General features: G+C 59.5%; 22 protein-coding genes. 5 read left to right on the forward strand and 17 right to left on the reverse strand.

What is annotated here, in order from left to right; translation table 11 throughout:
• Nucleotides 1-28 precede the first annotated feature (28 nt).
• Together C793_RS0108520 and C793_RS0108525 are read left to right on the forward strand one after the other, a co-directional pair.
• A complete protein-coding gene (locus tag C793_RS0108520) occupies nt 29-1,747 on the forward strand; it encodes a proline--tRNA ligase (protein WP_017430515.1) in 1,719 nt (572 codons plus the stop codon).
• Nucleotides 1,748-1,952: 205 nt separating this feature from the next.
• Nucleotides 1,953-2,348, forward strand: a complete 396-nt coding sequence (locus C793_RS0108525) for a transglycosylase SLT domain-containing protein (protein ID WP_017430516.1) — start codon at nt 1,953-1,955, stop codon at nt 2,346-2,348.
• Nucleotides 2,349-2,599: 251 nt separating this feature from the next.
• On the opposite strand, the gene C793_RS0108530 is transcribed toward C793_RS0108525, so the two are convergent.
• From C793_RS0108530 to C793_RS0108540, 3 genes are all read right to left on the reverse strand, one after another.
• The gene (locus C793_RS0108530; protein WP_017430517.1) at nt 2,600-4,231 is read right to left on the reverse strand and encodes an acyl-CoA synthetase; all 1,632 of its coding nucleotides are present in this window, start codon (nt 4,229-4,231) and stop codon (nt 2,600-2,602) included.
• Nucleotides 4,232-4,699: 468 nt separating this feature from the next.
• Entirely contained in the window at nt 4,700-4,810 is a 111-nt protein-coding gene (gene ccoM / locus C793_RS14790; RefSeq protein ID WP_017430518.1) for a cytochrome c oxidase subunit CcoM, read from the reverse strand.
• 230 nt (nt 4,811-5,040) lie between these two features.
• Nucleotides 5,041-5,562: an FKBP-type peptidyl-prolyl cis-trans isomerase gene (locus C793_RS0108540; RefSeq protein ID WP_017430519.1), complete on the reverse strand. Its 522-nt coding sequence runs from the start codon at nt 5,560-5,562 to the stop codon at nt 5,041-5,043.
• A gap of 119 nt (nt 5,563-5,681) precedes the next feature.
• Between C793_RS0108540 and C793_RS0108545 the strand changes: the two genes are divergently transcribed.
• Entirely contained in the window at nt 5,682-7,046 is a 1,365-nt protein-coding gene (locus C793_RS0108545) for an AmpG family muropeptide MFS transporter (RefSeq protein WP_017430520.1), read from the forward strand.
• On the opposite strand, the gene C793_RS0108550 is transcribed toward C793_RS0108545, so the two are convergent.
• Together C793_RS0108550 and C793_RS0108555 are read right to left on the reverse strand one after the other, a co-directional pair.
• Entirely contained in the window at nt 7,000-8,847 is a 1,848-nt protein-coding gene (locus C793_RS0108550; protein WP_017430521.1) for an SEC-C domain-containing protein, read from the reverse strand. The genes C793_RS0108545 and C793_RS0108550 overlap by 47 nt on opposite strands.
• Before the next feature lie 76 nt (nt 8,848-8,923).
• Nucleotides 8,924-10,201 carry an ABC1 kinase family protein gene (locus tag C793_RS0108555; protein WP_017430522.1) on the reverse strand — a complete coding sequence of 426 codons (1,278 nt, stop codon included), beginning with the start codon at nt 10,199-10,201 and terminating at the stop codon, nt 8,924-8,926.
• A 305-nt stretch (nt 10,202-10,506) separates the two neighbouring features.
• Between C793_RS0108555 and C793_RS0108560 the strand changes: the two genes are divergently transcribed.
• Both C793_RS0108560 and C793_RS0108565 read left to right on the forward strand, forming a co-directional pair.
• Entirely contained in the window at nt 10,507-11,073 is a 567-nt protein-coding gene (locus C793_RS0108560) for a cysteine hydrolase family protein (RefSeq protein WP_017430523.1), read from the forward strand.
• An 89-nt stretch (nt 11,074-11,162) separates the two neighbouring features.
• Nucleotides 11,163-11,780 (forward strand): DUF3047 domain-containing protein, encoded by a 618-nt coding sequence (locus C793_RS0108565; protein WP_245550207.1) that lies wholly within the window; start codon nt 11,163-11,165, stop codon nt 11,778-11,780.
• A 158-nt stretch (nt 11,781-11,938) separates the two neighbouring features.
• On the opposite strand, the gene C793_RS0108570 is transcribed toward C793_RS0108565, so the two are convergent.
• The 12 genes from C793_RS0108570 to C793_RS0108615 form a co-directional block, all read right to left on the reverse strand.
• Nucleotides 11,939-12,859 carry a nucleotidyl transferase AbiEii/AbiGii toxin family protein gene (locus C793_RS0108570; protein WP_017430525.1) on the reverse strand — a complete coding sequence of 307 codons (921 nt, stop codon included), beginning with the start codon at nt 12,857-12,859 and terminating at the stop codon, nt 11,939-11,941.
• Nucleotides 12,849-13,625 carry a type IV toxin-antitoxin system AbiEi family antitoxin domain-containing protein gene (locus C793_RS0108575; protein WP_017430526.1) on the reverse strand — a complete coding sequence of 259 codons (777 nt, stop codon included), beginning with the start codon at nt 13,623-13,625 and terminating at the stop codon, nt 12,849-12,851. The genes C793_RS0108570 and C793_RS0108575 overlap by 11 nt, the downstream gene beginning before the upstream one ends.
• A gap of 37 nt (nt 13,626-13,662) precedes the next feature.
• Nucleotides 13,663-14,043: a hypothetical protein gene (locus C793_RS14470; RefSeq protein WP_156804991.1), complete on the reverse strand. Its 381-nt coding sequence runs from the start codon at nt 14,041-14,043 to the stop codon at nt 13,663-13,665.
• Nucleotides 14,015-14,281, reverse strand: coding sequence for a hypothetical protein (locus C793_RS0108580; RefSeq protein WP_156804993.1), 267 nt, complete (start codon nt 14,279-14,281; stop codon nt 14,015-14,017). Before C793_RS0108580 ends, C793_RS14470 begins: the two co-directional genes overlap by 29 nt.
• Before the next feature lie 57 nt (nt 14,282-14,338).
• Nucleotides 14,339-15,694, reverse strand: coding sequence for a nucleotide-binding domain-containing protein (locus C793_RS14310; protein ID WP_083871913.1), 1,356 nt, complete (start codon nt 15,692-15,694; stop codon nt 14,339-14,341).
• A gap of 4 nt (nt 15,695-15,698) precedes the next feature.
• The gene (locus C793_RS14865; RefSeq protein ID WP_371827775.1) at nt 15,699-15,956 is read right to left on the reverse strand and encodes a Pycsar system effector family protein; all 258 of its coding nucleotides are present in this window, start codon (nt 15,954-15,956) and stop codon (nt 15,699-15,701) included.
• Nucleotides 15,913-16,245 carry a Pycsar system effector family protein gene (locus tag C793_RS14475; RefSeq protein ID WP_156804994.1) on the reverse strand — a complete coding sequence of 111 codons (333 nt, stop codon included), beginning with the start codon at nt 16,243-16,245 and terminating at the stop codon, nt 15,913-15,915. The genes C793_RS14865 and C793_RS14475 overlap by 44 nt, the downstream gene beginning before the upstream one ends.
• Nucleotides 16,246-16,492: 247 nt before the next feature.
• On the reverse strand, nt 16,493-19,684 hold the full coding sequence (locus C793_RS0108590; protein WP_017430529.1) for a type I restriction endonuclease subunit R: 3,192 nt from the start codon (nt 19,682-19,684) through the stop codon (nt 16,493-16,495).
• Between the two features lie 204 nt (nt 19,685-19,888).
• Nucleotides 19,889-20,983, reverse strand: a complete 1,095-nt coding sequence (locus tag C793_RS0108595; protein ID WP_017430530.1) for a PD-(D/E)XK nuclease family protein — start codon at nt 20,981-20,983, stop codon at nt 19,889-19,891.
• A gap of 15 nt (nt 20,984-20,998) precedes the next feature.
• Complete coding sequence (locus tag C793_RS0108600) at nt 20,999-21,928, reverse strand: GIY-YIG nuclease family protein (RefSeq protein WP_017430531.1); 930 nt, start codon at nt 21,926-21,928, stop codon at nt 20,999-21,001.
• Nucleotides 21,929-22,009: 81 nt separating this feature from the next.
• Nucleotides 22,010-23,212, reverse strand: a complete 1,203-nt coding sequence (locus C793_RS13710) for a restriction endonuclease subunit S (RefSeq protein WP_017430532.1) — start codon at nt 23,210-23,212, stop codon at nt 22,010-22,012.
• A gap of 145 nt (nt 23,213-23,357) precedes the next feature.
• Nucleotides 23,358-25,346 carry a type I restriction-modification system subunit M gene (locus tag C793_RS0108615; RefSeq protein WP_017430534.1) on the reverse strand — a complete coding sequence of 663 codons (1,989 nt, stop codon included), beginning with the start codon at nt 25,344-25,346 and terminating at the stop codon, nt 23,358-23,360.
• Nucleotides 25,347-25,412: the final 66 nt, after the last annotated feature.

The following is a 25,412-nucleotide window of genomic DNA, read 5'->3' on the forward strand; positions in this document are numbered from 1 at the left end:
GTTGCCAGCCAAAGGAATTGACCTCCCCATGCGCGCCAGCCAGCTATTGATTGCTACCCTGAAACAAACCCCCGCCGATGCCGAGGTCATCAGCCACCAGCTGATGCTGCGCTCGGGCATGGTTCGCCGGCTCACCTCGGGCCTGTATACCTGGCTGCCGCTGGGGCTGAAAACCCTGCGCAAGGTGGAAAACGTGGTACGCGAGGAAATGGATCGCGCCGGCGCTCAGGAAGTGCTGATGCCAGCGGTTCAACCTGCCGAGCTGTGGCAGGAGTCCGGCCGATGGGACGAATACGGCCCCGAGCTGCTGCGGCTCAAGGACCGTCATGAGCGCGACTATTGCGTTGGCCCCACCCACGAGGAAGTGATTACCGATCTGATCCGCAAGGAAATCGCCAGCTACAAACAGCTGCCGATGAACTTCTACCAGATTCAGACCAAGTTCCGCGACGAGATTCGCCCGCGCTTTGGCGTGATGCGCGCCCGGGAATTCGTGATGAAGGACGCCTACTCCTTCCACCTCGACGAGGCCTCGCTCAAGGCCAGCTACCAGGGCATGTACGATGCCTACACCCGCATCTTTACCCGGCTGGGGCTCGACTTCCGGCCGGTGATTGCCGACAACGGCTCCATCGGCGGCACCGGCTCCCACGAGTTTCATGTGCTGGCGGATTCCGGCGAAGACGATATCGTTTTCTCCACCCAATCCGACTACGCCGCCAACATGGAAAAGGCCGAAGCGCTGGCCGCGCCCAAAGGCAGCGACGCCAACCGCGACGCACCGGCCGAGGAACTGCGCCGGGTGGATACCCCGGACGCCACCACCATCGCGCAGCTGGTCGAGCAGTTTGAGCTACCCGTGGAAAAGACCGTGAAAACCCTCATGGTAGAGGGCTCTGAAGGCGGCCTGGTGGCGCTGATCATTCGCGGCGACCACACGCTCAACGACGTCAAGGCGGAAAATCTGCCTGGCGTCGCCGCTCCCCTGGTCATGGCCAGCGAAGAAGCCATCCGCGCGGCGGTAGGCGCCGGCCCCGGCTCGCTGGGGCCGGTAGAGCTCAACATGCCGATCGTTATCGACCGCAGCGTGGCGCTGATGAGCGACTTTGCCGCCGGCGCCAACGTGGAAGGCAAGCACTATTTCGGTATCAACTGGGAGCGCGACGCCGCCCTGCCCGACGTCGCCGACCTGCGCAACGTGGTGGAAGGTGACCCCTCGCCGGACGGCCAGGGCACGCTGGCGATCAAACGCGGCATCGAAGTCGGCCACGTCTTCCAGCTGGGACAAAAATACTCCGAGGCCATGAACGCCACGGTCCTGGGCGAAAACGGCAAAACCAGCCACCCCTGGATGGGCTGCTACGGCATCGGCGTGACCCGTGTCGTCGCCGCCGCCATCGAGCAGAACCACGACGACGCCGGCATTATCTGGCCCGACGCCATCGCCCCCTTCCAGGTCGCGCTGGTGCCGATGAACGCACACAAGTCCCAGCGCGTACGCGAAGAAGCCGAGAACCTGTATCAGACCCTGCAAGCAGCTGGATTCGACGTGCTGCTGGACGACCGCGATACCCGCCCGGGGGTCAAGTTTGCCGACCTGGAGCTGATGGGCATTCCCCATCGCGTCGTCATCGGCGACCGCGGGCTGGACAACGGCGAGCTGGAATACAAGGGCCGCCGGGATACCGAGGTAACCATGACACCGGCCGGGGAGATCGTGGATTTTCTGCGCAACCGCATGGCCTAAGACGCGCCGGCGTCTGACAGCAGCCAGGGCAGCAAAACCGCATGGCGCGCTCTTTATTGACCGGGTTATTGCTCCGGTTGTCGCCCCGGCTATCGTCCTGAGCCTGGCGGCGACTCCCGCGGCGGCCGATAGCCTGGAGCCCACCCTCAACGCCGAGCAGACAACTCCCGGGCAGCTGAACGAGGCCCGGGCGTTTCAAACGGCCATGGCGCCGCAGCTGGCCAGCTACATGCCGGATGCCGCCGCACGCGAACGCCTGCTGCGGCGCGTCTACCACGAAGCACGACTGGCCGGCCTGCCACCGTCGCTGGTGCTGGCGCTGATTGAGGTGGAAAGCCACTTCCAGGCCGATGCGGTCTCGTCGGCCGGCGCGGTCGGGCTAATGCAGATCATGCCGTTCTGGATCAGCGAGCTGGGGCTGGCCGCCGATAACCTCAAGACACCCGAGCGCAACCTGCGCTACGGCTGCACCGTGCTCGCGCACTACCTGGAACAGGAAAACGGCGACTTCACCCGAGCGCTGGCGCGCTATCACGGCGATGTCGACGACACTCGATACCCCGAGCGGGTGATGGCGGCATGGCAGCAGCACTGGCATTAACGCGAGGATTAACGCCGGTGCAGCCCCAATGCCCGGCAGGGTTTCAGGGAAAGTGCCGGGCAGAGTTTCCGGGAAAGTACCCGGCAGGGTTTCCGGGGAAAGTGCTTGGGAAAGTGCCCGGCAGGGTTTCCGGGGAAAGTGCTTGGGAAAATGCCCGGCAGGCTTCCGTGGAAAGTGCTTGGGAAAGTGCCCGGCAGGGTTTCCGAGAAAGTACCGGGCATGACCGGCTACCGGAGCCGGCCGGCGTGACGTTACGCCTTGCGCGCCTCTTCGCGCAGGATGAACTTCTGGATCTTGCCCGTTGAGGTCTTGGGCAGCTCGGTAAAGCGCACCGTTCTGGGGACGTTGAAACGCGCCATGTGCTCGCGGCAATGGTCGATAATGTCCTGCTCGCTGACATCTTCGTGGCCGCTTTTCAGCTTGATGAAGGCGCAGGGTGTTTCTCCCCACTTTTCATCGGGTTTGGCGACCACCGCCACTTCTTCCACCCCCGGGTGAGAGTAGATCGTGTCTTCCACCTCAATGGTGGAAATGTTCTCCCCGCCGGAGATGATGATGTCCTTGGAGCGATCCTTGATCTCGATATAGCCATCGGCATGCCAAGCGGCCAGGTCACCGGTGTGATACCAGCCCCCTGCCAGCACCTGCTCGGTGGCCGCGCGGTTCTTGAGATAGCCCTTCATCACGTTGTTGCCGCGCATGAGGATCTCGCCGATCGTTTCGCCATCCTTCGGCACCGGTTCCAGCGTATCGGGATCGGCGACGCACAGCGCCTCCAGCATGTGATAGCGAACACCCTGGCGCGCCTTGATCCGGGCGCGCTGATTGGCCGGCAGCTCGTCCCAGGCGTCGCGCCAGGCACAGACGGTCACCGGTCCGTACACCTCGGTGAGGCCGTAGACGTGGGTCACGTCGATTCCCATGCGCTCAACGCCTTCAATCACCGACGCCGGCGGCGCGGCCCCGGCCGTGGTGACTTTAACCGGCGGATCGAAGGTGCGCTTCTGCTCGTCGGGCAGATTGACCAGCCCGTTGAGCACAATGGGGGCACCGCTGAAGTGGGTTACGCCCTCGCGGGTGATCAGCTCCATGATCCGCCCCGGGTCCACCCGGCGGAGGCAGACGCTGACCCCGGCGCGGGCCGCCAGCGTCCAGGGAAAACACCAGCCGTTGCAGTGAAACATCGGCAGCGTCCAGAGATAGACCGGGTGATGCGGCATGGCCCATTCCATGATGTTGCTCACCGCGTTCAGATAGGCACCGCGATGGTGATACACTACCCCCTTGGGCTTGCCCGTTGTGCCGGACGTATAGTTGAGCGAAATGGCCTGCCACTCGTCTTCGGGCAGCCGGTAGGCGTAGTCGGGATCGCCCTCGTCGAGCAGCGCTTCGTACTCTACCGCGCCAATTTGGCGGCCGCTCGGCATGGCGGCGAGATCCGCCACGTCGATCACCAGCGGCTTGTCGTCCAGCATGGCCAGCGCCTGCTCCATGACATCGGCAAACTCGGGGTCGACCAGCACCGCTTTGGCTTCGCTATGCTCGAGCATGTAGGCAATAACGGTAGCGGTCAGACGGATATTGAGCGTATTGAGCACGCACCCGGCTAGCGGCACCCCGAAGTGAGCCTCAAACATGGCCGGAATATTGGGCAGCATCGCCGCTACGGCATCGCCCTTTTGCAGCCCGCGCTTTTCCAGCGCCGATGCCAGCCGCCGACAGCGCTCCCAGGTCATGGCCCAGTCGCGTCGAATGTCGCCGTATACCACGGCGGGATAGTCGGGATAGACGGCAGCACTGCGCTCGATGAAGGTCAGCGGAGATAGCGGCACATAGTTGGCCGGCGTTTGCGGAAGGTCCTGCTCGAAAATCGTCTGACTCATGGATCGCCTCCGGAATGGGCGCTGAATGGAACCCCGGCCCCGAAAGACCGGTCTGCCGCCAGACTAGAGGGCGCGCGACGCCGTGGCCATTAACACAAGGGCGAAGACCCGGGGCATAAGCTGTTGGTACAGATAAAAAAAGCCGGCCCCGAAGAGCCGGCGACTGGAAGCCACTGCCTGAGACACTGACCTCCTCCCCTGACGACTGGTACCCCTGGATGCGGCATGGCCGCAACGCTTCGAGGAAAATGCCGTTATGGCGCTGTCTTTAGCGCATTCTTGAAACCGTCCTTGATCAAACCGCCCCTGATAAAATCATCCTTGTTAATGCCGTCCCTGAAAAAGCCATCCTTGTTAATGCCGTCCCTGATGAAAACGTCCCTGGTAGTGCGGAAGTAGTGCGGAAGTAGTGCAGAAATAGTGCGGAATAGCCCGCTGGCGGATTGCCGCGACGATTTACTGCGGCAACTACTTCTTGCGGCGATGGTCGCGGACAATAAACATGACCCAGCCGACCATGAAGGTGATCATCATGCCGACAGTCACCAGACCGAAAATCACTGCGTCGTCGAAATACATAGCCGTGCGCTCCTGCCGTAATGTGTTGCGGCCATCCTAGGCAGGAAGCGGCACCTGAAACCTGATGTGGATCAACTCCCGGAAACCACGGGCGCCTTGTGGCCAGGCCATTTGATCCACGTCATGTTTACGCCTGTGCGCTATTTCTCGGGCCACTTTATCGCGAGCCGCTTTATCGCGGGCGGGCTCGGTGGCCGTTTCATCACAGGCTTGTGGGAGTTCGGCCCGATCTACAGCACCTTGCGATCTTCCACGCTGGACGCATCCACGTCCGACGCCAGCGGATGCCCCTTGGCCAGCTCGGCGCGGCCGGCGTCGCGCACTCCCAACAACCGCACATCGTAGCGCAGGGTGCGCCCGGCGAGCGGGTGATTGGTATCGACGGTAACCTGGTCGCCGTCAACATCGACGACGGTGACAATCTGCGGGCCGGCTTCGCCTTCGGTCTGGAAGCGGCTGCCGGGAGACAGCTCGACGCCGCCGAAGGCATCGCGCCCCACCTGCTGTACCAGCGCCTCGTCGCGCAGGCCGTAGGCTTCCGCCGGCATCAGGGTCACGCTGAGTTCGGCGCCTTCGGCGCGGCCTTCCAGCGCGTGTTCAAGGCCGGGCACGATGTTGTCGTGGCCATGCAGGTACTCCAGCGGCTGTTCCCGCGCGGCAGAATCGTCCAGCACCGTGGCGCGGTCAGCGCCCTCGGTCACGTCAACCAGTACATAGTGCAGGGTCACGACCCGGTGTGCGGCAATCGACATACAAAACTCCTCTCCGGTAGGCTGTGCGACGCCTGTTGCGCCTTTTTCGGGCACGGCAGTTTAACAGCTGACGATGCTGGCGTATTTTACCGCTTTACCCGATGTCAGGAGACGGTCCCATGCCCACCCCCGCGGCACAGCATAGCTGGCGAGCCTCACTGGCGGTTTACCTGCGCGCTCCGGTCATCACCATGCTGTTTCTGGGGTTCTCGGCCGGTCTGCCGTTCTTGCTGGTGTTCTCCACCCTGTCGGCGTGGCTGCGCAGCGCGGATGTGGAAGTGGCGGCCATCGGGTTCTTCGCCTGGATCGGTATTCTGTATTCCATCAAGTTCTTCTGGGCACCGGTGGTGGACCGTATCCGGCTACCGCTGCTGAGCGCCGCCCTGGGGCAGCGGCGCAGCTGGATGCTGCTCGCCCAGGCGATGATCGCCACCGGGCTGGCGGGGCTGGCCATGACGCCACCGATCGGCCACCTGGGCTGGGTCGCGGGCTTTGCGCTGCTGGTGGCCTTTGGCTCGGCGACCCAGGATATCGCCATCGATGCGTTTCGCATCGAATCGGCCGATGACGATATCCAGGCCGCCATGGCCTCGACCTACATCATCGGCTATCGCGGCGGGCTGCTGGCCGCCGGTGCCGGGGCGCTGTATATCGCCTCGGCGGTGTCCTGGCCTGCCGCCTATCTGGCCATGGCGGCGCTGGTTGGCGTGGGCATGATGACGGTGCTGCTGCGCCCGGAGCCTCAGCGGCTGAACCACAACCACAAGCCGGTGCTGGAGCCCCGAGTACGCACCTATCTGCGCAACAGCCGGCACCAGTCGCGGATTCGCCGCCATATCGTTGCCTGGGTCATCGGCGCGCTGGTGTGCCCGTTCACCGATTTTTTTGTTCGCCACGGCATGAAAGCGCTGGCGCTATTGGCGTTTGTCGCGGTGTTCCGCATCAGCGATCTGGCCATGGCCTCGATGGCCAACCCTCTGTACATTGACCTGGGCTTTTCGCTCTCCACCATCGCCAACGTGACCAACATTTTCGGCATTGCCATGAGTATCGGCGGCGGGATTCTCGGCGGGCTGCTGGTAGTGCGCTACGGCATCGGCCGGATGCTGATCGTCGGGGCGCTCGCGACCATGCTCACCAACCTGCTGTTTGTCGCTCTGGCGCTGATGGGCGACCGGCTACCCATGCTGGTGGTCACCATCGTCGGCGATAACCTGGCCAACGGCCTTGCCAGCGCGGTGTTCATCGCGTTTCTGTCGAGCCTGACCTCACGGGCCTACACCGCGACCCAGTACGCGCTGTTTTCCTCGCTGATGACGCTACCGGGCAAGTTTTTGAGCGGCTTCGGCGGCCTGGTGGTGGATGCCCAAAGCTACGCCACCTTCTTTACTCTGGCGTCGCTGCTGGGCCTTCCCGCGGTGCTGCTGGCTGTCTGGGTCAATCGCGATATGCCCGGTCGGCCGCTGCCCGGCGGCGATGGCTGAGCCAGTCCAGCGCGCCGGGGGTGGTGCGCCACTGGTCACGCATCAGCGTGCGATACTGCCAGGCCTCGGCGCGGGTCCCCGGCTCAATCTGCCCATCCTGGCCGGGCATCGCCGCGCGCGGGCTTTCGGCACAGAGCATCTCCAGCGCGTAGCGATTGTGGCGCTTGACCTCGGCTAGCGCAGACTCGGCCTGGTTCCAGTGCTGCAAGCGGTAAAGGGCCAGGGTGCGCCCGAAGAGGATATTGAGCCATAGCGAGCCGTCGTCCTCGGCGGTTTCCGCCAGTGCCAGCGCATCGCGGTTGCGCTCGTCGCGCAGCAGCTGGTCGAGCACCAGCTCGCGCAGCCCCAGACGGTCCTCGCAGTTGATCGCCAACAGCTGCTCGGCCAGGCGGCGGGAATGTTCCCGGGCGCCCCGCTCCATGCCCACTACCAGCGCCAGACCGGTGCGGAGCAGGTAGGCGTTATCGGCGTCATCCCAGCAGAGGCTGCCCTGACCCGCGGCCCGCGCCTGGTCGAGCCAGCGCGACAGCCGCCGCGCCAACGGCTCCAGCAGGCTGGGCGCCATCCACGGCAGGCTGCCAAAGCGGCTGGTCAGCGCCAGCGTCAGGTCCTGCACCACCTGGGGCGAATCCAGCCATTCGGGATGCCCACAGAGTTCGGACATCCATTCGATCGCATTGGCCCAGGGGTCGTCGCGAAAGCCCAGCGCAACGTCGGTATCCACCAGCACCTTGAAGGTTCTGTGCCAGTCGGCAAACAGCGCCTCTTCGCGGGCGCTTTCCTGGTAGGCAATATGGCGCTCGTCCACGTCCGCCTGAAAGGTCAACGCGGGCGCTTCAGGCAGCCCGGCGAGCACTGACTGAAGCCCGATCAGCGGCGTCGCCAGATCTTCTTCAGCGCTCAATAGCTGATCGGCCAGGGTGGCGCCGGGGTTGTCGGCCAGCGCGGCGAGAAACGCCAGCTGGTCGTCATCCAGCTCGCCCTGGCGCACCAGCCGGCGGTACCAGAACTTCGCCCGGGCCCGGGCTTCCCTTTCGTGGCCCTCGTGGAGCAGCAGCATGGCTTCGATGTAAGCCAGGGTGGGCGAGTCCGGCAACGCCTTCTGCGCCCGCATGAACGTCGCCCGGGCGCTGTCCAGATCGTCGTTGTCGAGGTGCATCAGGCAGAGACGCTCCAGCGCCACGCCACGCAGAAACACCGGCCCGCGCTCAAGCACGTCATCCAGCAGCCCGGTCCGCTTGCGGGTAAAGCCCCGGTCCTGAAAGAGATCCAGCAGAATTTCGAACGCCGGCTCCGCCTGCTCGGGCAGCGTTGACCAGTCGCGGCGATCGAACAGCGATTCGAGTATCTGCATGGCGCGCCCGGTCTGGCCGCTTTCGGCGGCAATCAGTCCGGCTTCCAGCAGCGCCTGGGCCGGCGCTTCGCGGCTTGCCAGCGCTGCTTTCAGCGACGCGCCCTTCCACTCCCGCAGCGACAGCATCCACATCATCTGTTCGGGAATATCCGTGGGAAACGTCACTTGCGCGCAGCATTGCTTGTACTTGCGCCCGGAGTCGCACCAGCAGGGCTCGTTGCGTTCCGGCGGGGCCAGCGGTTCGCAGGCAAATGCCAGCCGTTCCAGCGGCGTTTGCGACCAGAGTTCCGGCGCAATGGCCTGCGCTGTGGCCACGCTGCCGTCAAAGTAGTCTCCCCCTTCAGCGCGCACCCAGATCATGAAATCCGGGTAGCGTTCTGTCCGCCGGATTGCCGCGAGCGCCTCGGAGGCAAAACCCAGCAGCTGATCGACCCATACCGCCAGCATCGGCGTCTCCATCGTCTTGAACCGGCGCCAGCAACGCGCCGCATAAAGCGCCGTAGTCTAGCATGCCCGCCCGCCGCTACACAGGTGGCGACCGCCGTGGCGCATCCGCGCCGGTCTTCGCCCACGCCAGCAGCGGCTGGCAGCGCCGGTGCATATCCAGCCGTGCGCCCAGGCGCACCATGTTCCAGTAATGGCCGTTGAGCGCCCGGGACAGCAGCAGCGTATCCGCCGGGGGCTGAAGGCGGTCCATGGCCGCCCATACCCGGGGCGACAGCTCGCGCAGCCGGCGATGCACGCGCACATCGGCGAAGTCCTGCTCTCCCGGCGCAAACAGCGGCGCGATGGCCTCGGCGGCCTCGCGGTACAGCGCCAGCGGTGCGCCCTGCCCCTGGCGGCCACCCAGCGCCAGCATGGCATCGTCCATGGCCATGGGGTCGTTGGCCAGCGTCGCTTCCAGCAGCGTCATCATGGCGACAAGACGCGCTTCGGGCACCGCTATCACGGCGCCGAAGTCGTAGATAATCAGGCGCGACTCGGCGTCCACGGCAAAGTTGCCCGCGTGGGGGTCAGCGTGGAGCTCGCCGTAGGTAAACAGCTCTTGCGTCAGCCAGTCGGCCAGCGTTGCGGCTACCGGCTGGCGCACCGCGTCGTCGGCACCGGTCACTTCATCCAGCGGCGTGCCGGCGAGATAGCGCATGGCCAGCACACGCTCGCCGCACAGCGCCGGAATCGGCTCGGGAATACACAGGCGCGGATCGTGGCGGTAGCGCTCCCGGTAACGCGCCAGCGTTTGCGCCTCGGCAGCGTAATCCAGCTCGTCGCGCAGCCCGGCGGCCAGCTCCTCGAACAGCGCATCCAGCCGCGCCGGCGATACGTTGAACCAGCGGCCCAGCCGCATCATCCGCTTGACCTGACGCAGATCGCCCTCCAGTGCGTCGCCGAGCCCCGGGTACTGCACCTTGAGCACCAGCGTCTCGCCTTCCAGAGTGACTGCCTTGTGTACCTGCCCCATGGAGGCGCTGGCAAAGGGCTGCTGCTCCACATGACGAAAGTGCGCGTCAAGATCGCCGTACTCGGCCACCAGCGTCTCGCGGATGCGCGGCCAGGGCATGGGCTCGGCCTGGCGCTGCAGGCGGGCCAGCTGATCGGCCAGCTCCGGCGGCAGAACGTCGTCCCACTGGGCCACAATCTGCGCCAGTTTCATCGCCGGGCCGCGAAGCTCGGATAGACCGTCAAACAGCACCTCACCCAGCGAATGCCAGTCGGCATTGCCGCCCATGCGGTTTTTCAGCACCGCGCCGCCGGTGCGTGCGCCAAGCCCGAAAAGCCGCCGCGTTCTGCCACGTTCACGCATGAGACATTCCTCTGTACAGTTACATCATACAAAAGCTATACGAAATGCACTGGGAAGAAAAGAGCGGTTAACATATCCGCCTCGGTCGCTGAACCGGGCCAGCGCCAACGCCTCTGCCACTTTCCGCCGGCGAGCGCGTCCACTATGGTGGCTGAAGACTAACGTGGCCGCAGGCAAATGTGGCAAGGACAAATGTGGCAAAGGCAATTTGGCAAAGACAAATGTGACAAGGACAAGGCTGGCCGACGATAAATGCGGCCAAAGACACGTCGCAGCGAGGAACCAACCCCGGGAGGTACGCCGCCATGAGCTATCGGGCACTGCTCAACATCGACTATACCCACGACTTTGTCGCCGACGACGGCAAGCTGTCCTGCGCCGCGCCGGGTCAGGCGCTGGAAGACAGCATCGTCGCGCTGACCGAATCATTTATCCAGGCCGGCGACGACGTCTTCTTCGCCATTGACGCCCACGAGGAAAACGACCCCTACCACCCCGAATCGAAGCTGTTTCCGCCGCACAACATCATCGGCACCCCCGGGCGCGCGCTCTACGGCAAGCTGGCCGAGGTATACGACCGGCACCGCGACAAGCCCCAGGTCCACTACTTCGACAAAACCCGCTACAGCGCCTTCGTCGGCACGCCGCTGGAAACCAAGCTGCGCGAGCGCGGGATTACCGAACTGCACCTGGTGGGCGTGTGTACCGACATCTGCATCCTCCACACGGCGATCGACGCCTATAACAAGGGCTTTGACATCGTGGTGCACGAACAGGGCGTGGCCAGCTTCAACCAGCCCGGCCACGCCTTCGCGCTTGAACACGTCGTCTCCATTCTCGGCGGCAGAGTCGTTGAGGGCAGCCACGCCTAGCGCCACCATCGACCCCCGCCCGCTTTTTCGCTCCAGCCGAGGCTTTTGCCATGATCCACGCCGCGCTTCCCTGCTGTCTTATCGGACTGATGGCAGGCCCCGTCTTCGCCGCCGAGGCTCTGACGTTCTCGCCGCAGGATATCCAGTCCTGGCCCACGCGCTCCTTTGACGGGGAAACCGAGTACCGGGTTGTCGAACGGGAAGACACGCCGCTGCTCCAGGCCAGCGCCCGGCAGCAGGCCTCGGCGAAATACCTGGAACGCGAGATTGACTTGGGCAAAACGCCCTACCTGCACTGGTGCTGGCGGGTATCGGGCATTTACCCGGGCCTTGATGAGAAACAGAAATCCGGCGACGACTACCCCGCTCGCGTCTACGTGGCGCGCAAAACGGGGCTGCTGCCCTGGCAGGTGGAATCGGTGAACTACGTCTGGGCCTCAAACCAGCCGGCCGACAGCGACTGGCCCAACGCCTTTACCTCGCACGCCCAGCTGCTGGCCCTGCAAAGCGGCAGCGCCCGCGTGGGCGAATGGGTAGCGGAAGTGCGCGATGTAGGCGACGACTACGAGCGCCTCTTCGGCAGCCGCCCGGAAAGCATCGACGGCCTGGCGCTGATGACCGACGGCGACAACGCCGGCGGAGACGCCACCGCTTGGTTTACCAAGCTGGGATTATCCGCCAGCCCCAAGCCGCCCGAATGCCCCTGAAGCGCTGTCACGAATACAGCCATATCGACCATTCAAGCCTTTGATCAGCTTATAGCCACAGCAGGCGCACAACGGCAATGTTGGCAAACAGCGTCAGCACCAGCGTGATCAAGACCGGCATGCGTGCTGCCTAAAAGCAGCGCGATGATGCAACCTACTTATGCGCGAAGTCTGTTCAAAGCCTTCTCCAGCAACGTTAGTGACTGCTGGTGTTTCTCAGGACTCATCTTCGCAATATTGGCCAACTTCCACCTCACAGCCGGCAGCCGGTCAACGCCAGAAAGCGATAGCCGCTGCCACTCGGGAACTCCCCGCTTGAACGAGAGAAGAAAGCGCACGTCTTCGTCTGTGATCAGCTGCCCTAGCCGTGAAAGTAGTTCACGGCGAGCTGCCTCAAGCTCAGAGAGCGGAATATCGCTATGCGCCATTCCGACAAATTCCTGGTGATAAATCCCTTCCAACGGTTGCAAACGCGGGTTAAGCACCTCGTTCAGAGGCCTTGGGTGGCCCAGTAAATACACCAGAAAACCTTCAAAAACATAGCGGTCCAGACCACCCTGATCCAGCAGCAGCTTCACATCAAAGAGGTCACGTGGGTGCTGACGATCAAGCGCTGCACAAATTTTGCCACCGTAAAGATCCGGCAGTGATACGACCTGTACCGTGGCAAAGCCGTATTCATCTTCGGCAACTTCAACAATGTCGCGCATTTGTGGTGGATGTAAGGTGCCGCGTAGAACCGGTGAAACCTCTACTTTTACCTGGCTACGCCCGCGACTTACCAGAATTCTTAATTCGTCTCGGCGATTATCCTGAAGCCTGGCCTGAACACTCGGCAACTGTGTATTAAAAGCCTGAGCCAACCGCTGCAACGCTTCGCGACAACGGCGTAAGGCCTCGGTACGCGGCTCCAACGGTAAATACGCCAAATCAATATCCACCGAAAGACGCGGAAACGGCTGTAAAAAAAGGTTAATCGCCGTGCCGCCCTTGAGAGCAAAACACGGCTCATCATTCAGAAATGGCAGCAGCGAAACCAGCAAACTGACCTGCTCATGATAATGGGCTTCAATGCTCATCCGAAAAGGCCTCCGGGACCGTCACCAGGTATTCCTTGTCCAACACACCCCCTTGATAAAGCTGCCGCTTCCCCGTGCCAAGCTTCAGATGGCAAGGCTTCAGACGGCTGTACCAAGCATGCCCAGCGTAGCGAGCCAGCACCAGAAAGGCACGCTTGGTTCTCACCGAGCGGCACCCTTCCAGCAAGGTCTGCAGCCGGCGTGGGCGCAATGTATTGAGCCCGCTAAACGTATCGACCAGCTCGCTGCTGAAAAGCAGTTCATTGGGTATTACCGCAACCCATTCCAGCACCGCTCGCTCCGGCGTAGCTATGCTTAAGCGAAAAGCCCTGCCGTCCGGCGCGTAGTCGGTAAAGCTTCCGGGAAGCCCGGCCGAGAGCCCTTTTTCCGGTTGGAGCACGACATTTCCCGCCCAGGTGGCACGCTTAAACCATAGCGGCAATCTGGCTGCCTTGCTGCCGTACAGGTGCGTTGTACGCTCCCCCATGGGTAGATAATGCGCAAAACCGTGCAGCGCCAAAGCCGTCTGGCCACCCGGCCATAGCGGCGGCCCCGCCTGCCCGGCACTCGACTGCAGCGCAAACACGGCGCTTTCCCAGGTCAGTGGCTCACCTGTGCGGCAGTAGGCCCCGTGCCCCACACGCGTAAGCCAGCCGCCAAGAGCCAGCTTACGAGCCTGGTCCGAGGTCACGCCGTGCGACGCCAGCCACTCAGTGGTCACCACGGCTCCATACGGTATCTTGTGTAGCAGCTGGTTTATTTTCATGCCTGATAACGGCCTTTAATTCCTTTTTCAGGGTGAATTATAAACCACGAGGTTTAGTTTCACACACCATAACGGCATTTAAGGCCGCTTTATCGGTATTTTTTAAACCAGCAGCATGTGCAGATGCGTATTTTCGGCCGATTGCTGAACCGGCAACGTCATCAACCAGCACTGCATCCGCGACGAGCTGCCCGAAGCCGCCAAGGTCGCCCTCGTCGACCGCCACATCGCCTACTACAACGCCCGCGGCCACTTGGTACTCGCCGACGCCGGCAAGGCGTTTTTTAACGATATTTTTCGGGAAGAGCCGGTGGGCGGGGGTGAGTAGAGGTGTTTCATGATGCGGGAAAGGAGGGGGCATGAGCGCCGGGCGCTGATAGCGGTATGCTTCAGACGCCAAGCGCTTCGATTTCTTCACGACCATACACCCGGCCATAGCAGCCAATCAGCCCTTTAGCGCCGAGCATCGAAAGCCGAACGACCGGCAAGTCGGTTTTGGCAAAGCCTTCAACAATGGCCTTTTGCTGCTGCCCCTGGTTATCAAGCCGATGCGAACCGGCGTGTAGTGCTTGTTCAGCGGGATCAGCAGGAAATAGCACCAGTCTGTCTATGAGCTTAAACCACTGTTCTATAGCGCTTGCAGCATGCGCGCCCACGAAATGGAGCCGAAGGCGCAATGTAGTGAGCGTCGCTGTGCCTACATTTGTTATATCTTACCTGATCATTACGCCGATCCAATCACGAAATAAAAGCGTCCCACCTGAACCGTATACTTCACACTTCATTGTATGTAAGCCTCGATACTGTGTAGCTTCATCATGGGAAATCTGAGAAAACGGAGCGACTGATCGATCATATAAGCCAACTCTTTTCTTATGAATAAATTTAACTTGCCCCTCTTGCTCAACTCCTCTTTCACCCTCGGGTGTTGCAATGCCATGATTTGTCTTCTTAAACACTACTTTAAGTGGAAAATCTAGACGATTTGCTGTCTCAGCTTTTACTTCGAACCTTAAAGAAACACCAGCATCCAAAAATTTAGAGGCTGATATATACTCGACCTCCCTCTCATTGATAAAAGCAAAGCATCGATAGTTGATATGTGGATGCCCTTTTACAGCACCATCACTTATCTTCTCTCTAAAACTCCTAGGAAGAGCGCTAAATTCCAAGCTTTTAGAATAAGATAACTTTCTCATTCTGTAATCAAGAGCACTACCTTCACTATAAGTAATGTTCGGCGTTACTACAAGTACACTCTCAGACACTCCGTCTTTCTCTTTAATTTTTATATCTGAATATTCCTCAGGCCAATTAACGAAGTCTAACAAGCCTTGACCGAGCATCGTTTGGTTTTTTCCAGCCAAACTTTGAAGTTTAGAAGCCATATCAACTGGTAACCCCGTTGCTGAGACTTCTCCTACATTTTGATAGCCAAAACTCCCCCAAAGAACCTCTTGATCATTTCCAAAATCACAGCCAATTCTGAAACCAAAATCTTTCGAATCTAGGCCTTGCTTTCCCATCCATGGCTTAATACTTTCTTCAAGAATCGCTCTTAAAGTTATAGAGCAATTAATCGCATCGGCAACAGCATCCTCTTTTTCGGTATATTTACCACCAAAGAATGCCATCACAGCATCGCCCATTAATCTATGGACATGACCATCGAAAGACCGGATAATCTCAACACATGTTTGAACAACAGCATTTTTAAACTGAAAAACAAGATCTAGATCGTATAAAAGGGATAGCCTCGTAGAACCTTTAATATCGACGAACAGTGTGCAAGCATAGTGCCTTTTTGTTGCTCTTACTCCCTCTAGTTCCAAAAAATCTGGATGTGTCCCTATCGGTGAGGAATTGACTCCAGTCTTTCCAAAATGGGGCCGTATTTGTTCTTGTAAAAGAAATTCCTCTTGAGGGCCGGATGGTACGGATCTGATAGATTCTAAAGCAGGATGTGAGTCCATCGCTTCTGACATATCTGATTTAGACAAGTCAAAAGAAGATGACTGGCTGTTTACAGAATTGAATAAATCTTCAAAGACTCTCTCGAGATTAGCCATTTCTTCAATCAACCCCCTCTAACATTAAAAATATTATCGATATAGATAATGACGGAATAACTCCCCAGACAATTATGATGACAGCGATTTTTAATATGCGGAATTTCTCCTTGGCGACTTCAGCAACTACAAATGCTTGCTTAGATAAGTCCTCAATCAAGATATCTAAAGACGCGTCTTTTATTTTCGCAGCATATCCAGAGCTCCCATTTTCGTAGCTAGCTACATCTCCAAATAATATTAATGATTTTTTTTCCACCATGGGTATTAGTATTTGGAAATACCACTCTAAGCAGGTTCACTGCAGCCAAAAGAGATAATACTATTGTTGATAAAGAGGAAAATATCGCAAAATAATAGAGCACTCCACACTCTTCCTTAGGCGCGGCAATCAACATTACACGCATAGTTAACCCTAAAACCACAGCACCAACAAACGACATCATCAAGCCAACTTTAAAGTTGGTGGTTCCAATGTAATGATCATACCTATTTATCACATTAAACAAAAAGTCTAACTTTTCTTTAAAAACCAGCTCTTCATCACTCAAGACCACCTCCGTTCTTTCATAACACGAGAACATAACAGCTACTAAACCGCACGCTCGGTATTCCACTTGAACACGCGGGTACGTTCAATAGTATGATCTAGCGTACCATTTCTTCATTAGGCAATTGAAATTATTGAAATTTAATTTTCGCTTGGCAGTATAGCACCAATAATAACGCCACCTATATAACACGACTGAATCAGCGGGCAGCGTTGAAACACTCACCGCCGCCCCGACTCCCCAAAAGTTACGCCTGACGCTGCGCATCACTCCCCACCAACATTTTAAGCACCAGCATCGCGAACTGCCGGCCGGTTTCTTCGTTTTCCAGCAGCGGCATGGTGAGGGTTTCCTGGTCTTTCATCGCGTCCATCACGGCTTCCTGCACTCTTGCCGGTAGCAGGCCGTGCATCACCTGCTCCGGGGTGTGGTTATTGACCTGGGCCATGACCGCTTCGTCGCGTGAGATGCGGTCGGCGATGCCGGTGACGAAGTGGAGCTTATCGTCGTCGCTGACTTCGGCGCCGTAGAGATCGTTCAGCCGCTCGATAATGTCGTCCAGGCGCTTCTTTTCCGGGTCATGGGGGTTGCCGGAGCCGACGTCGCTGACCGGCTTTAGCGGGTCGCCTTCGGCGACTTCCAGCTGCAGGCGCTTTTCTTCGCGCTTGGTCATCCGGTAGTGAGTCAGTTCAAGCTCGCTGACGTCGATGCTGTCGTCTTCCAGCAGGCGGTCGGTGCGCAGCAGCGGGTGCAGGTGGCGGGCGAACACGCACAGCTGCTCAAGCTCGGCGTCGTCAAAGGTGACGATCTGGCTTAAAAACTCGTAGGTGCGCACAAAGCTTTGCAGGTTCTTGCGGAACAGGTCCAGCTCGTCGCGGGTGGTGCCGGCTTCTTTCAGCTCTTGTTCGGTGCGTTTCAGGCCCTTGTCGTCGCCGTTCTGCTCGGCGGTATCGCGTTCGCTTTGCCAGATTTGCAGCTGCTCCAGCGCGAACCGGTAGCGCTGTTTGAAGCGATCCTGTGCCGGCTGGCAGTAATAGCTGAGGCTTGAGGCCGGGGCCTTGGGGTCAAAAAAGGCGTGGGCGAAGTGTTCCACTTCATCCCACTGGTAGATGCCGCTGGCGTCCAGGCTGCGCTGCAGGTCAAACACCACGTTAGGGTCGGAGACGTCGGCCAGCTCGGCCTTGCGGTAGTACGGGGCGAAGGCGGCGAGGATGTCCTCTTCATCGTTGTAGAAGTCGAGGATGAAGGTTTCCTTGCCGGGAAACAGCCGGTTAAGCCGCGAGAGCGTCTGCACGCAGTCGACGTTAGCGAGCTTTTTATCCACGTACATGGCGCAGAGCTTGGGCTGGTCGAAGCCGGTCTGAAACTTGTTGGCAGCGATCATCACGTTGTAGTCGTCGGTGTCGAACGCCTGGGCCAGATCGCGGCCGTTGAGGTCAGGGTTGAGCAGCCGGCTGGTTTCGGTCACCTCTTCGGGGATTACCTCGTCCTCCGCCACAGTGCCGGAGAAGGCCACCATGGGGTGAACGTCGGCGTAGCCCTGCGCCTGCACGTACTCGCGCATGGCCAGCTGGTAGCGCACCGCTTCCTGACGGCTGGCGGTGACCACCATGGCCTTGGCCTGGCCGTCGAGCAGGTGGCGCACGTTCTCGCGGTAGTGCTCGACGATGACCTCGACCCGCTGGGCGATGTTGTAGGGATGCAGCCGCACCCAGCGGGCCAGCGTGCGCGAGGCCTTTTTAGCGTCAACCTCGTACTCGTCGCCGTCCGGGTGGGCGAGCTTCCAGGCGGTGTTGTAGGTGACGTAGTTTTGCAGCACGTCGAGGATGAAGCCCTCTTCAATGGCCTGGCGCATGGAGTACAGATGAAACGGCTCGGGCTTGTTGTCGGCGCTGGCCGGCAGGCTCGGGTCCCGCGGGCGGCCGAACAGCTCCAGGGTTTTGGCCTTGGGCGTGGCGGTAAAGGCGTAGTAGCTGATGCGCTCGCTGGGGCGGCGGGCGGCCACGGCGGCACCCAGCATGGCATCCGCGCTGATCTCGCCCGCCTCGCCTTCGTCATCCTCGCCGGCGGCGGCCAGCAGCGCCTTGAGCTTGGTGGCGGAGCTGCCGGTTTGTGAGGAATGCGCCTCGTCGGCGATCACCGCGTAGCTGCCCTCGGCAAGCGCGGGGCGTTTATCCAGGGCGTCAAACAGCGCGGGGAAGGTCTGAATAGTGACGATGATGATGCGGGTGTTGCTGGCCAGCGCCTCGGCCAGCTGCTCGGACTTGCTCTGGCTGCCCAGATCCCGCGTGATGGGCCGCACAACGCCGTGGGCGTGCTCGAACTGGTAGATGGTGTCCTGGAGCTGGCTATCCAGCACCGTGCGGTCGGTGACCACAATCACCGAGTTGAACAGCCGCGCCCCGCCGTCGGTATACAGGCTGGCCAGCTGGTGCGCCGCCCAGGCGATGGAGTTGGACTTGCCGGAGCCGGCGCTGTGCTGCACCAGGTAGCGCTTCCCGGGGCCTTCCTCCATCGTGGTTTGCACCAGCTGGTTCACCGCTCCCCACTGATGATAGCGGGGAAAGATCAGCGTCTCTTTGGTGCAGCGGCGGCCGTGAAAGTCCTCGACCGTTTTCTTTTCCAGATGCAGAAAGCGGCCCAGCACCTTCAGCCAGGCCTGCGGCGCGAAGACGTCCTCCCAGAGGTAGGCAGTGGCGTAGTCGTTGGGGTTTTGCGGCGGCGGGTTGCCCGCGCCCTGATCCTCGGTGCCGCGGTTGAACGGCAGAAAGAAGGTATCCTTGCCCGCCAGCCGGGTGGTCATGGCGACTTCCGCCTGGCTCACGGCAAAATGCACCAGCGCCCCGCGCTTGAAGGTGAGAAGCGGCTCGGCCTTGCGGGTAACGGGGTCTTTTAGCGGGCGATCCGTGCGGTACTGGCGTTTGGCGTTTTCTACCGTCTGCTTGAACTGGCTTTTCAGCTCCAGCGTGGCAGTGGGAATGCCGTTGACGAACAGCACCAGATCCAGCCGTGGGTTATAGCTTTTGGCCGCGCTCTTCTCGCTGGCGTGGGGCGAATAAGAAACTTCAGGCACAACCCGCAGGCGGTTGGCGCGGTAGCGGGCGAGAGATTCCGGGTTCATGCCGTGGTCGGGCTGAAAGCTGCATAGATCAAACTTGATGCCCGGCACCTTAAAGCCGTGGCGCAGCACCTCAAGCGTGCCGGCCTTCTCCAGCTCCCGCACCGTGCGCTGGATAAACGCCCGCTCCGGCGCCTGGGGGTTATGCTTGCAGAACTGCGCCCAGCGCTCGGGCCAGGCGTCCTGCACGTAGCCCAGCAGGTCTTCGGTGTAGAGCGCGCTTGCGCGGTCGTAGCCGCTGGCCGCCCCGGTCAGCCAGCCGCCACTGGCCATGGCGGCGATAATATCCTGCTGAAACTGCGCTTCCCTGCTGCTGGCCATGGCGTCCTCTGCGAATCTGTCTATATAAGGCTCAGCTTACGCGGTTGAACGTGTGGGGCAAGGCGTAGAGGCCGCACCACTGGCAGTCACGGTCTTCCTGCCAAGCTTGGTGATCGGCGTAGCATCATTCTCCGCCGTGCGATTGCTACGAACGTTCATTTAAGTAGCCGCTGCCACTTTGCCGGCGTATCGCCGAAAACAGGGTTATGTAGCCTCTTTCTGCCATTCACTTTCCATGCTGATAATAGCTCGAAGATAGTCCGCTGCGGCTTTTTCTATGGCCTCCCAGTGCATTTCCTTAAAGTCATGAAAGAGAAGGTAATAGTCTCTGCCAATGCTGTGATTATCGAAGTGGTTGACATCTATGCCATGCTTTCTCAGCGCATTGATATCGCCATTTCTCTTGTCAATATAAGGTTGCACCCTCACCGTTTTAGGATGATCTTTTGACAAAAAAACGACGACGATAGAGTTGCCTTTCCATCCAAGTGGCACAAAATGAAGTGCCGGCCCGACAGGCCAGTTTTTCGTCGACGATGTAATCGGTATCTCAAGATCACCGAGCCGACTATTGATACCTTCCTGCAGTCGATAACGAAGGCTTTCCAGCGCATCATTCCTGGCTTGAGTCAGAGCCTCGATATTACCCAGGTTCTCCAACACATACTGCTCTTGAGCGTCGGTCAGGGTATCGGTCACGGTCAGGTTCTCCAGATGAATGATGAACTCGCGCAAAAATAGCAGCCACTTGCTTTCGCCGTGCTGCTCACAAAGGCAACGTACAGCAACTCGCAGGCGAGCCAAGAAGTCAGCGTACCTTATACCCAGCCAGCCGGTCGGGTGCGGCGCCAGACCTTCTGGCGACAACACGACGCACAGAACTTGCCGGTTGTCTTGACCTGACAAGCGTAGGGAGAGGTCTTCACTATAGTGAGCAAAGTCGTTGCTGAGATCGTGATATATCTTGTGCTCGACCGCCAGCACCCAGCGCTCTGACTCTAGCACCAGATCAATGCGCTGCTGCTGAGACGTCACCCACTCACGCGCTGGAGAACGGATCAAGTATCTCTCTTCCAACTCCGGCTGCTGCTGATCGGGAAGGCATTCAAGAAGCGCCGACAACACCACATTGCCGAATTCATGCTCTGCATCGGAATCAAGAAAGAAGGCCAGCAAATCTGAAGTCGGGTTCTCGAAGTAACCGCGGGCACCTACATCGAAGAGGGTCCTTTCGCGGTGTGCTAACTGCTGAAGATCGGGCATACCGCTAAGTAAAGCTTTCATGCGTTCAACGCCCACATTTTCTCCCTTACGCTATTCCGGAGTAGCTTCTGCTGCTTCGCTCACCCGCTGATCCTGCCACTCGCCGTAGGTCAGCCCGCTGCCTTCCGCTTTCCAATCCTTGCGCCCGTTAGCCGCTCGGCCTGCCACCACCGCAGCCGCTGCGCTGGGGCTGGAAAAGGCGTAGTCCGTAGTAAAGCGACGCAGATTATTCCCGCTGTCTGCCAGCACACCGTCATCGCACAGCTGTTGAAATAGCACCTGATAACCGCCGTCTATCCCGGCCCACTCACCGCGCGCGAGCGAGCCTTCCAGCACGTAAAATTCATCATCAATCTCTTGGGCACGCGCCTTAATGCCGTGCTTGGGTACTTTCATGCTGAAGTCGGGCGACGGCTCAACGGAAACTTCCGACTCTTTTTTGACAGTAGATGGCATCGCAACATCGCGCAGAAAATCCAACCCCAACACCGGCAGCACGGTACGAATTTGCTCAGTGAAAAACGCCATATCCGCACGATCCGGCTCCGGCAGATTGATATAATCGTGTGCCGTGTTGTTGATAAGCCGGCAGCGGCCAATCTTGCCGGCACTCTGGATCAGCAGGCTTTCCAAGTATTTGACGTGGGCCTTGGTTAGGTTCTGGTCCTTGCTGGTCACCAGGCAGACCTTCTCCCAAAAATCCTTGCCGCCCTTATCTTCGGGGCGGTTATGCTGTTTGAGCCGCGTGCCCACGTCGTCGCTTTCGCCGATGTAGACCAGCGGGCGCAGGCTGTTCTCGGGATCAGGCCCCACCAGAAAATAAATGCCGGTGCGCCCACACTCCGGACGCTGCACCAGCTCGATAAGCTTGCTGCGCGGCCCGGTGAGAACGTGGCCGGTCCAGTTCATGATCTCGGCGGACAGCAGGCCATTGGGCGTGCCATCCACGAGAAATAGCCGGATACTTCGTCCCTGAATCATGGTGCTCCTTTTTTATTGGTAAATCGCCCTCGGCTCGGCGGCCATGGGCGCGTCTTCCGGCTCGGCCTGCTCTGCGGCCTGCTAGCCACGCACGTCGATCTTGCCGGTCACGGCGGCGGAGATTAGCGCCGAGCGGCGTTCTTGGAATAAATTAATTCCATCAAATGCTTCTTTGATTAGCTCTTTGGTTACCTTATCTATCTTAGTGATCCTTTCTTGTATTTTTAACCGTTCATCAGGCGAAGGGGAGGATGCTACAACAATAGAACCGAGAGCCTCACTGGTGAGCTTGGGCTGAGCAGATCCTGTGACATGAATGGAAAGATCTAAATCTTCAATCACCTCAGCCCAGTATTCTAGGTTATCATCGATAGGCTCTAGAATATGGGCATGGTTATTGACCCAATACCTACCTCTAGCAACGAAAGAGATAGGAGACGACCTCGCAAGCAGGTTAGCACCATCCTCGGAAACAAGAACATGATCCTTTTCAAATATAAAATCATCTATCCAATCAATAACCCCAGAGGCACCGTAGTAAGGAAACTCACCTTGTCGCCCCCCGCGATCTTCAGCTTTAAGCGGTATTCTTCTTCCATCTAAAAATCTAAAAAACATCTTGATCGGGGCCACTACCCAATGCGCCGGCACTTCCCCCAGCCACTCCACGCCGGAATCTTTCATCGGCGCGTCGGGATCGAGCCCCTTGGTGACAGCATGGGAAATCACCGCTTGGCGCTTTTCCTTGAGCAGTGCGATCAGACGCTGCTGCTCGGCAATCAGCGCGTCGATGCGGGCGGTTTCGTGGTCGAGGAAGGTAGCGATCTGGGCTTGCTCTTTATAGCTCGGTAACGGCTGGATATGATTAGCCAAATCGAACTGACTCATACTTGGCAGCGCCGTATTGGTTGAATAAAGAGAAAAAGGGATTATAGTCGCTGCATAATACGCATACCTCCCATTAGCTCTTGGCAGAACCTCTGTATAAAACATGGTATCAACCGTCCAAAACTTCCCCTTAACATATAAAGGCTTATCAATAGTGCCTTTCCTTCCAAGCAAGACAGACTCACCATCATATAAATAATCCGTTGCGTAGGTGAACTGTCCGCCGGAACCAATCACTGGATAGCTAGTAGGCTCAACGCTCTCCACTTCTTTATAGTCTTGTCCGCCTTGGATTCTAAGCAAATGTTTGAGGCGCCCTATTTGCCAATGCACCGGCACGTCCCCCAGCCATTCGACGCCGGAGCCCTTGTATTCGGGATAAGCTGGGAAACTCATGACTCGCCCTCCCAGCACATTTTCAGAAAAGCCACGAAAAACCCGCCAAAGTGTGCGTCAGTGAGAGGCATGGCGGGTGTGTCATCGGCCATGCTGAGGCGGCGCGCGCAGGCTGTCAACGCGTGCTTTACGTGTTCGATCAACATTATACCGCCATCTCCTCGATCATCTGCTTGATCCGGTCGGTGCAGGCCTGGAGGTCGGCGTCGATGTCTTCCAGCGGGCGCGGGGGCTCGAAGGTGTAGAAGTGGCGGTTGAAGGGAATCTCGAAACCGACGATGCCGATGCGCTCGTCCAGCGGGTCGATTTTACTTTTGTCGACCCAGGCGTCGGGCACGTGGGGCTTCACTTCGCGCTCGAAGTAGTCGAATACCAGCTCGTCCAGCGGCACGTTTTCGTGATCGCGCAGGCCGGTGTCGGGTTCAGGATTGCCCTTTTTATCGCGGCAGATATCGGCCTCGGAATCGCGCTCGCCAAGGGCGGCCAGCACGGCCTTTTGCAGCGGCGCGCCGACTTTCATACCGGCCGGCAGGTGTTCGGCAAAGGCGGTCTTCAGCACCTTGAGAAACGCCTCGCGGTTAGTAAACACTTGCTCTTCGCCCAGGCTTGCGCAGGCGTTGTTCAGCGCGTCGCGCTCGGCATCGGCAAGTTTCTGGATAGGCTTTTGTTCGCCAAGCCGGGCCAGGCGCTCGGAGCTTGCCTGGACGTTCAGGCGCAGCGGGCGCTCCACGGTAATGCGGCGGTAGCCGAAGGCCTCGACGGGGAATATCTTGCTCTCTTCGCTTTCGGCAAAGCGGCCGTACAGGCGCACCACCTCGTCGAGGTCGCGGTCGGCGATAAAGTGGCGCTTGCTGCCCAGCGACTTGCGCATTTTGCTGCCGCGGGCGGTGGCGTCGATCAGCTGCACCTTGCCCCGGCGCTCGGCGGGCTTGTTATTGGATAGCACCCACACGTAGGTGGCAATGCCGGTGTTGTAGAACAGATCCGTCGGCAGGCCGACAATGGCTTCGACCATATCGTGCTGCAGCAGGTAGCGGCGGATTTCCGACTCGCCGCTGCCCGCGCCGCCGGTAAACAGCGGCGAGCCGTTGAGGATAATCCCGATGCGCGAGCCGCCCTCTTTTTTGGGGCGCATTTTGCTCACCAGGTGCATAAGAAACAGCAGCGAGCCGTCGGAGACTCGGGGCAGCCCGGGGCCAAAGCGGCCATCAAAGCCCTTGTGTTTATGCTCGTCGACGACGCCTTTCTGAACTTTCTTCCAGTCCACGCCGAACGGCGGGTTGGCGAGCATAAAATCAAACGGCTCGCCGGCCAGCTGGTCGTCGGAAAGCGTGTTGCCCAGCTTGATTTGGCTCACGGCCTGGCCCTTGATCAGCATGTCGGCCTTGCAGATGGCGTAGGACTCGGGGTTGAGCTCCTGGCCGTGGAGCGAGACGCTCATGCCGCCGCTGACCTGCTGCATGTAGACATCGCTTTCGGAGAGAAAGCCGCCGGTGCCCGCGGTAGGGTCGTACACGGTGACGATGCCGCCGCTTTTAAGCTTGTCGTCCTGCCCGGTGAGCACCAGCGAGGTGGTCAGGTGTACCACGTCGCGCGGGGTAAAGTGCTCCCCCGCCGTCTCGTTGGAGCTTTCGGCAAACTTGCGGATCAGCTCTTCAAACACCAGCCCCATGCCGTAGCCGGACAGCCGCTCGGGGCTCAGGTCGGTTTTGGCAAAACGCTCGACCACCTGATACAGCAGGTCGACGGCTTCAAGCTGCTGGACGTGGTTCTCGAACTCGAAGTGTTCGAAAATCTCCCGGGCGTCCTGGCTGAACGAGCGCACGTAGCTCATCAGATCATCGGCGGTCTGGGTTGGCGACAACGTGCCCAGCGTCAACGGCGAGGCGTTGAAAAACGGCTGGCCGGCCTCGCTCAACAGTAATTTGTCGCGCACCGCATCGGGCTTGTTCTGATGCGCCTCGGCCGCCTCAAGCACTTTCGCCTTGGTGGGTTCCAGCACGCACTCCAACCGGCGCAGCAGGGTGAACGGCAGGATGATGCGGCCGTATTGAGACTGCTTGAAATCGCCGCGCAGAAGATCCGCCACGGACCAGATAAGCGCCGCCTGCCGAGAGTGGTTTTCCGTGTTCACTGTGCTTCCCCGCGTCAATGCCAAAGTGACAAAAGCCCCATGATACACAGCGCAAGCGCACGCATG

It is taken from the genome of Vreelandella jeotgali Hwa, from assembly GCF_000334215.1.
GTDB lineage: Bacteria > Pseudomonadota > Gammaproteobacteria > Pseudomonadales > Halomonadaceae > Vreelandella > Vreelandella jeotgali.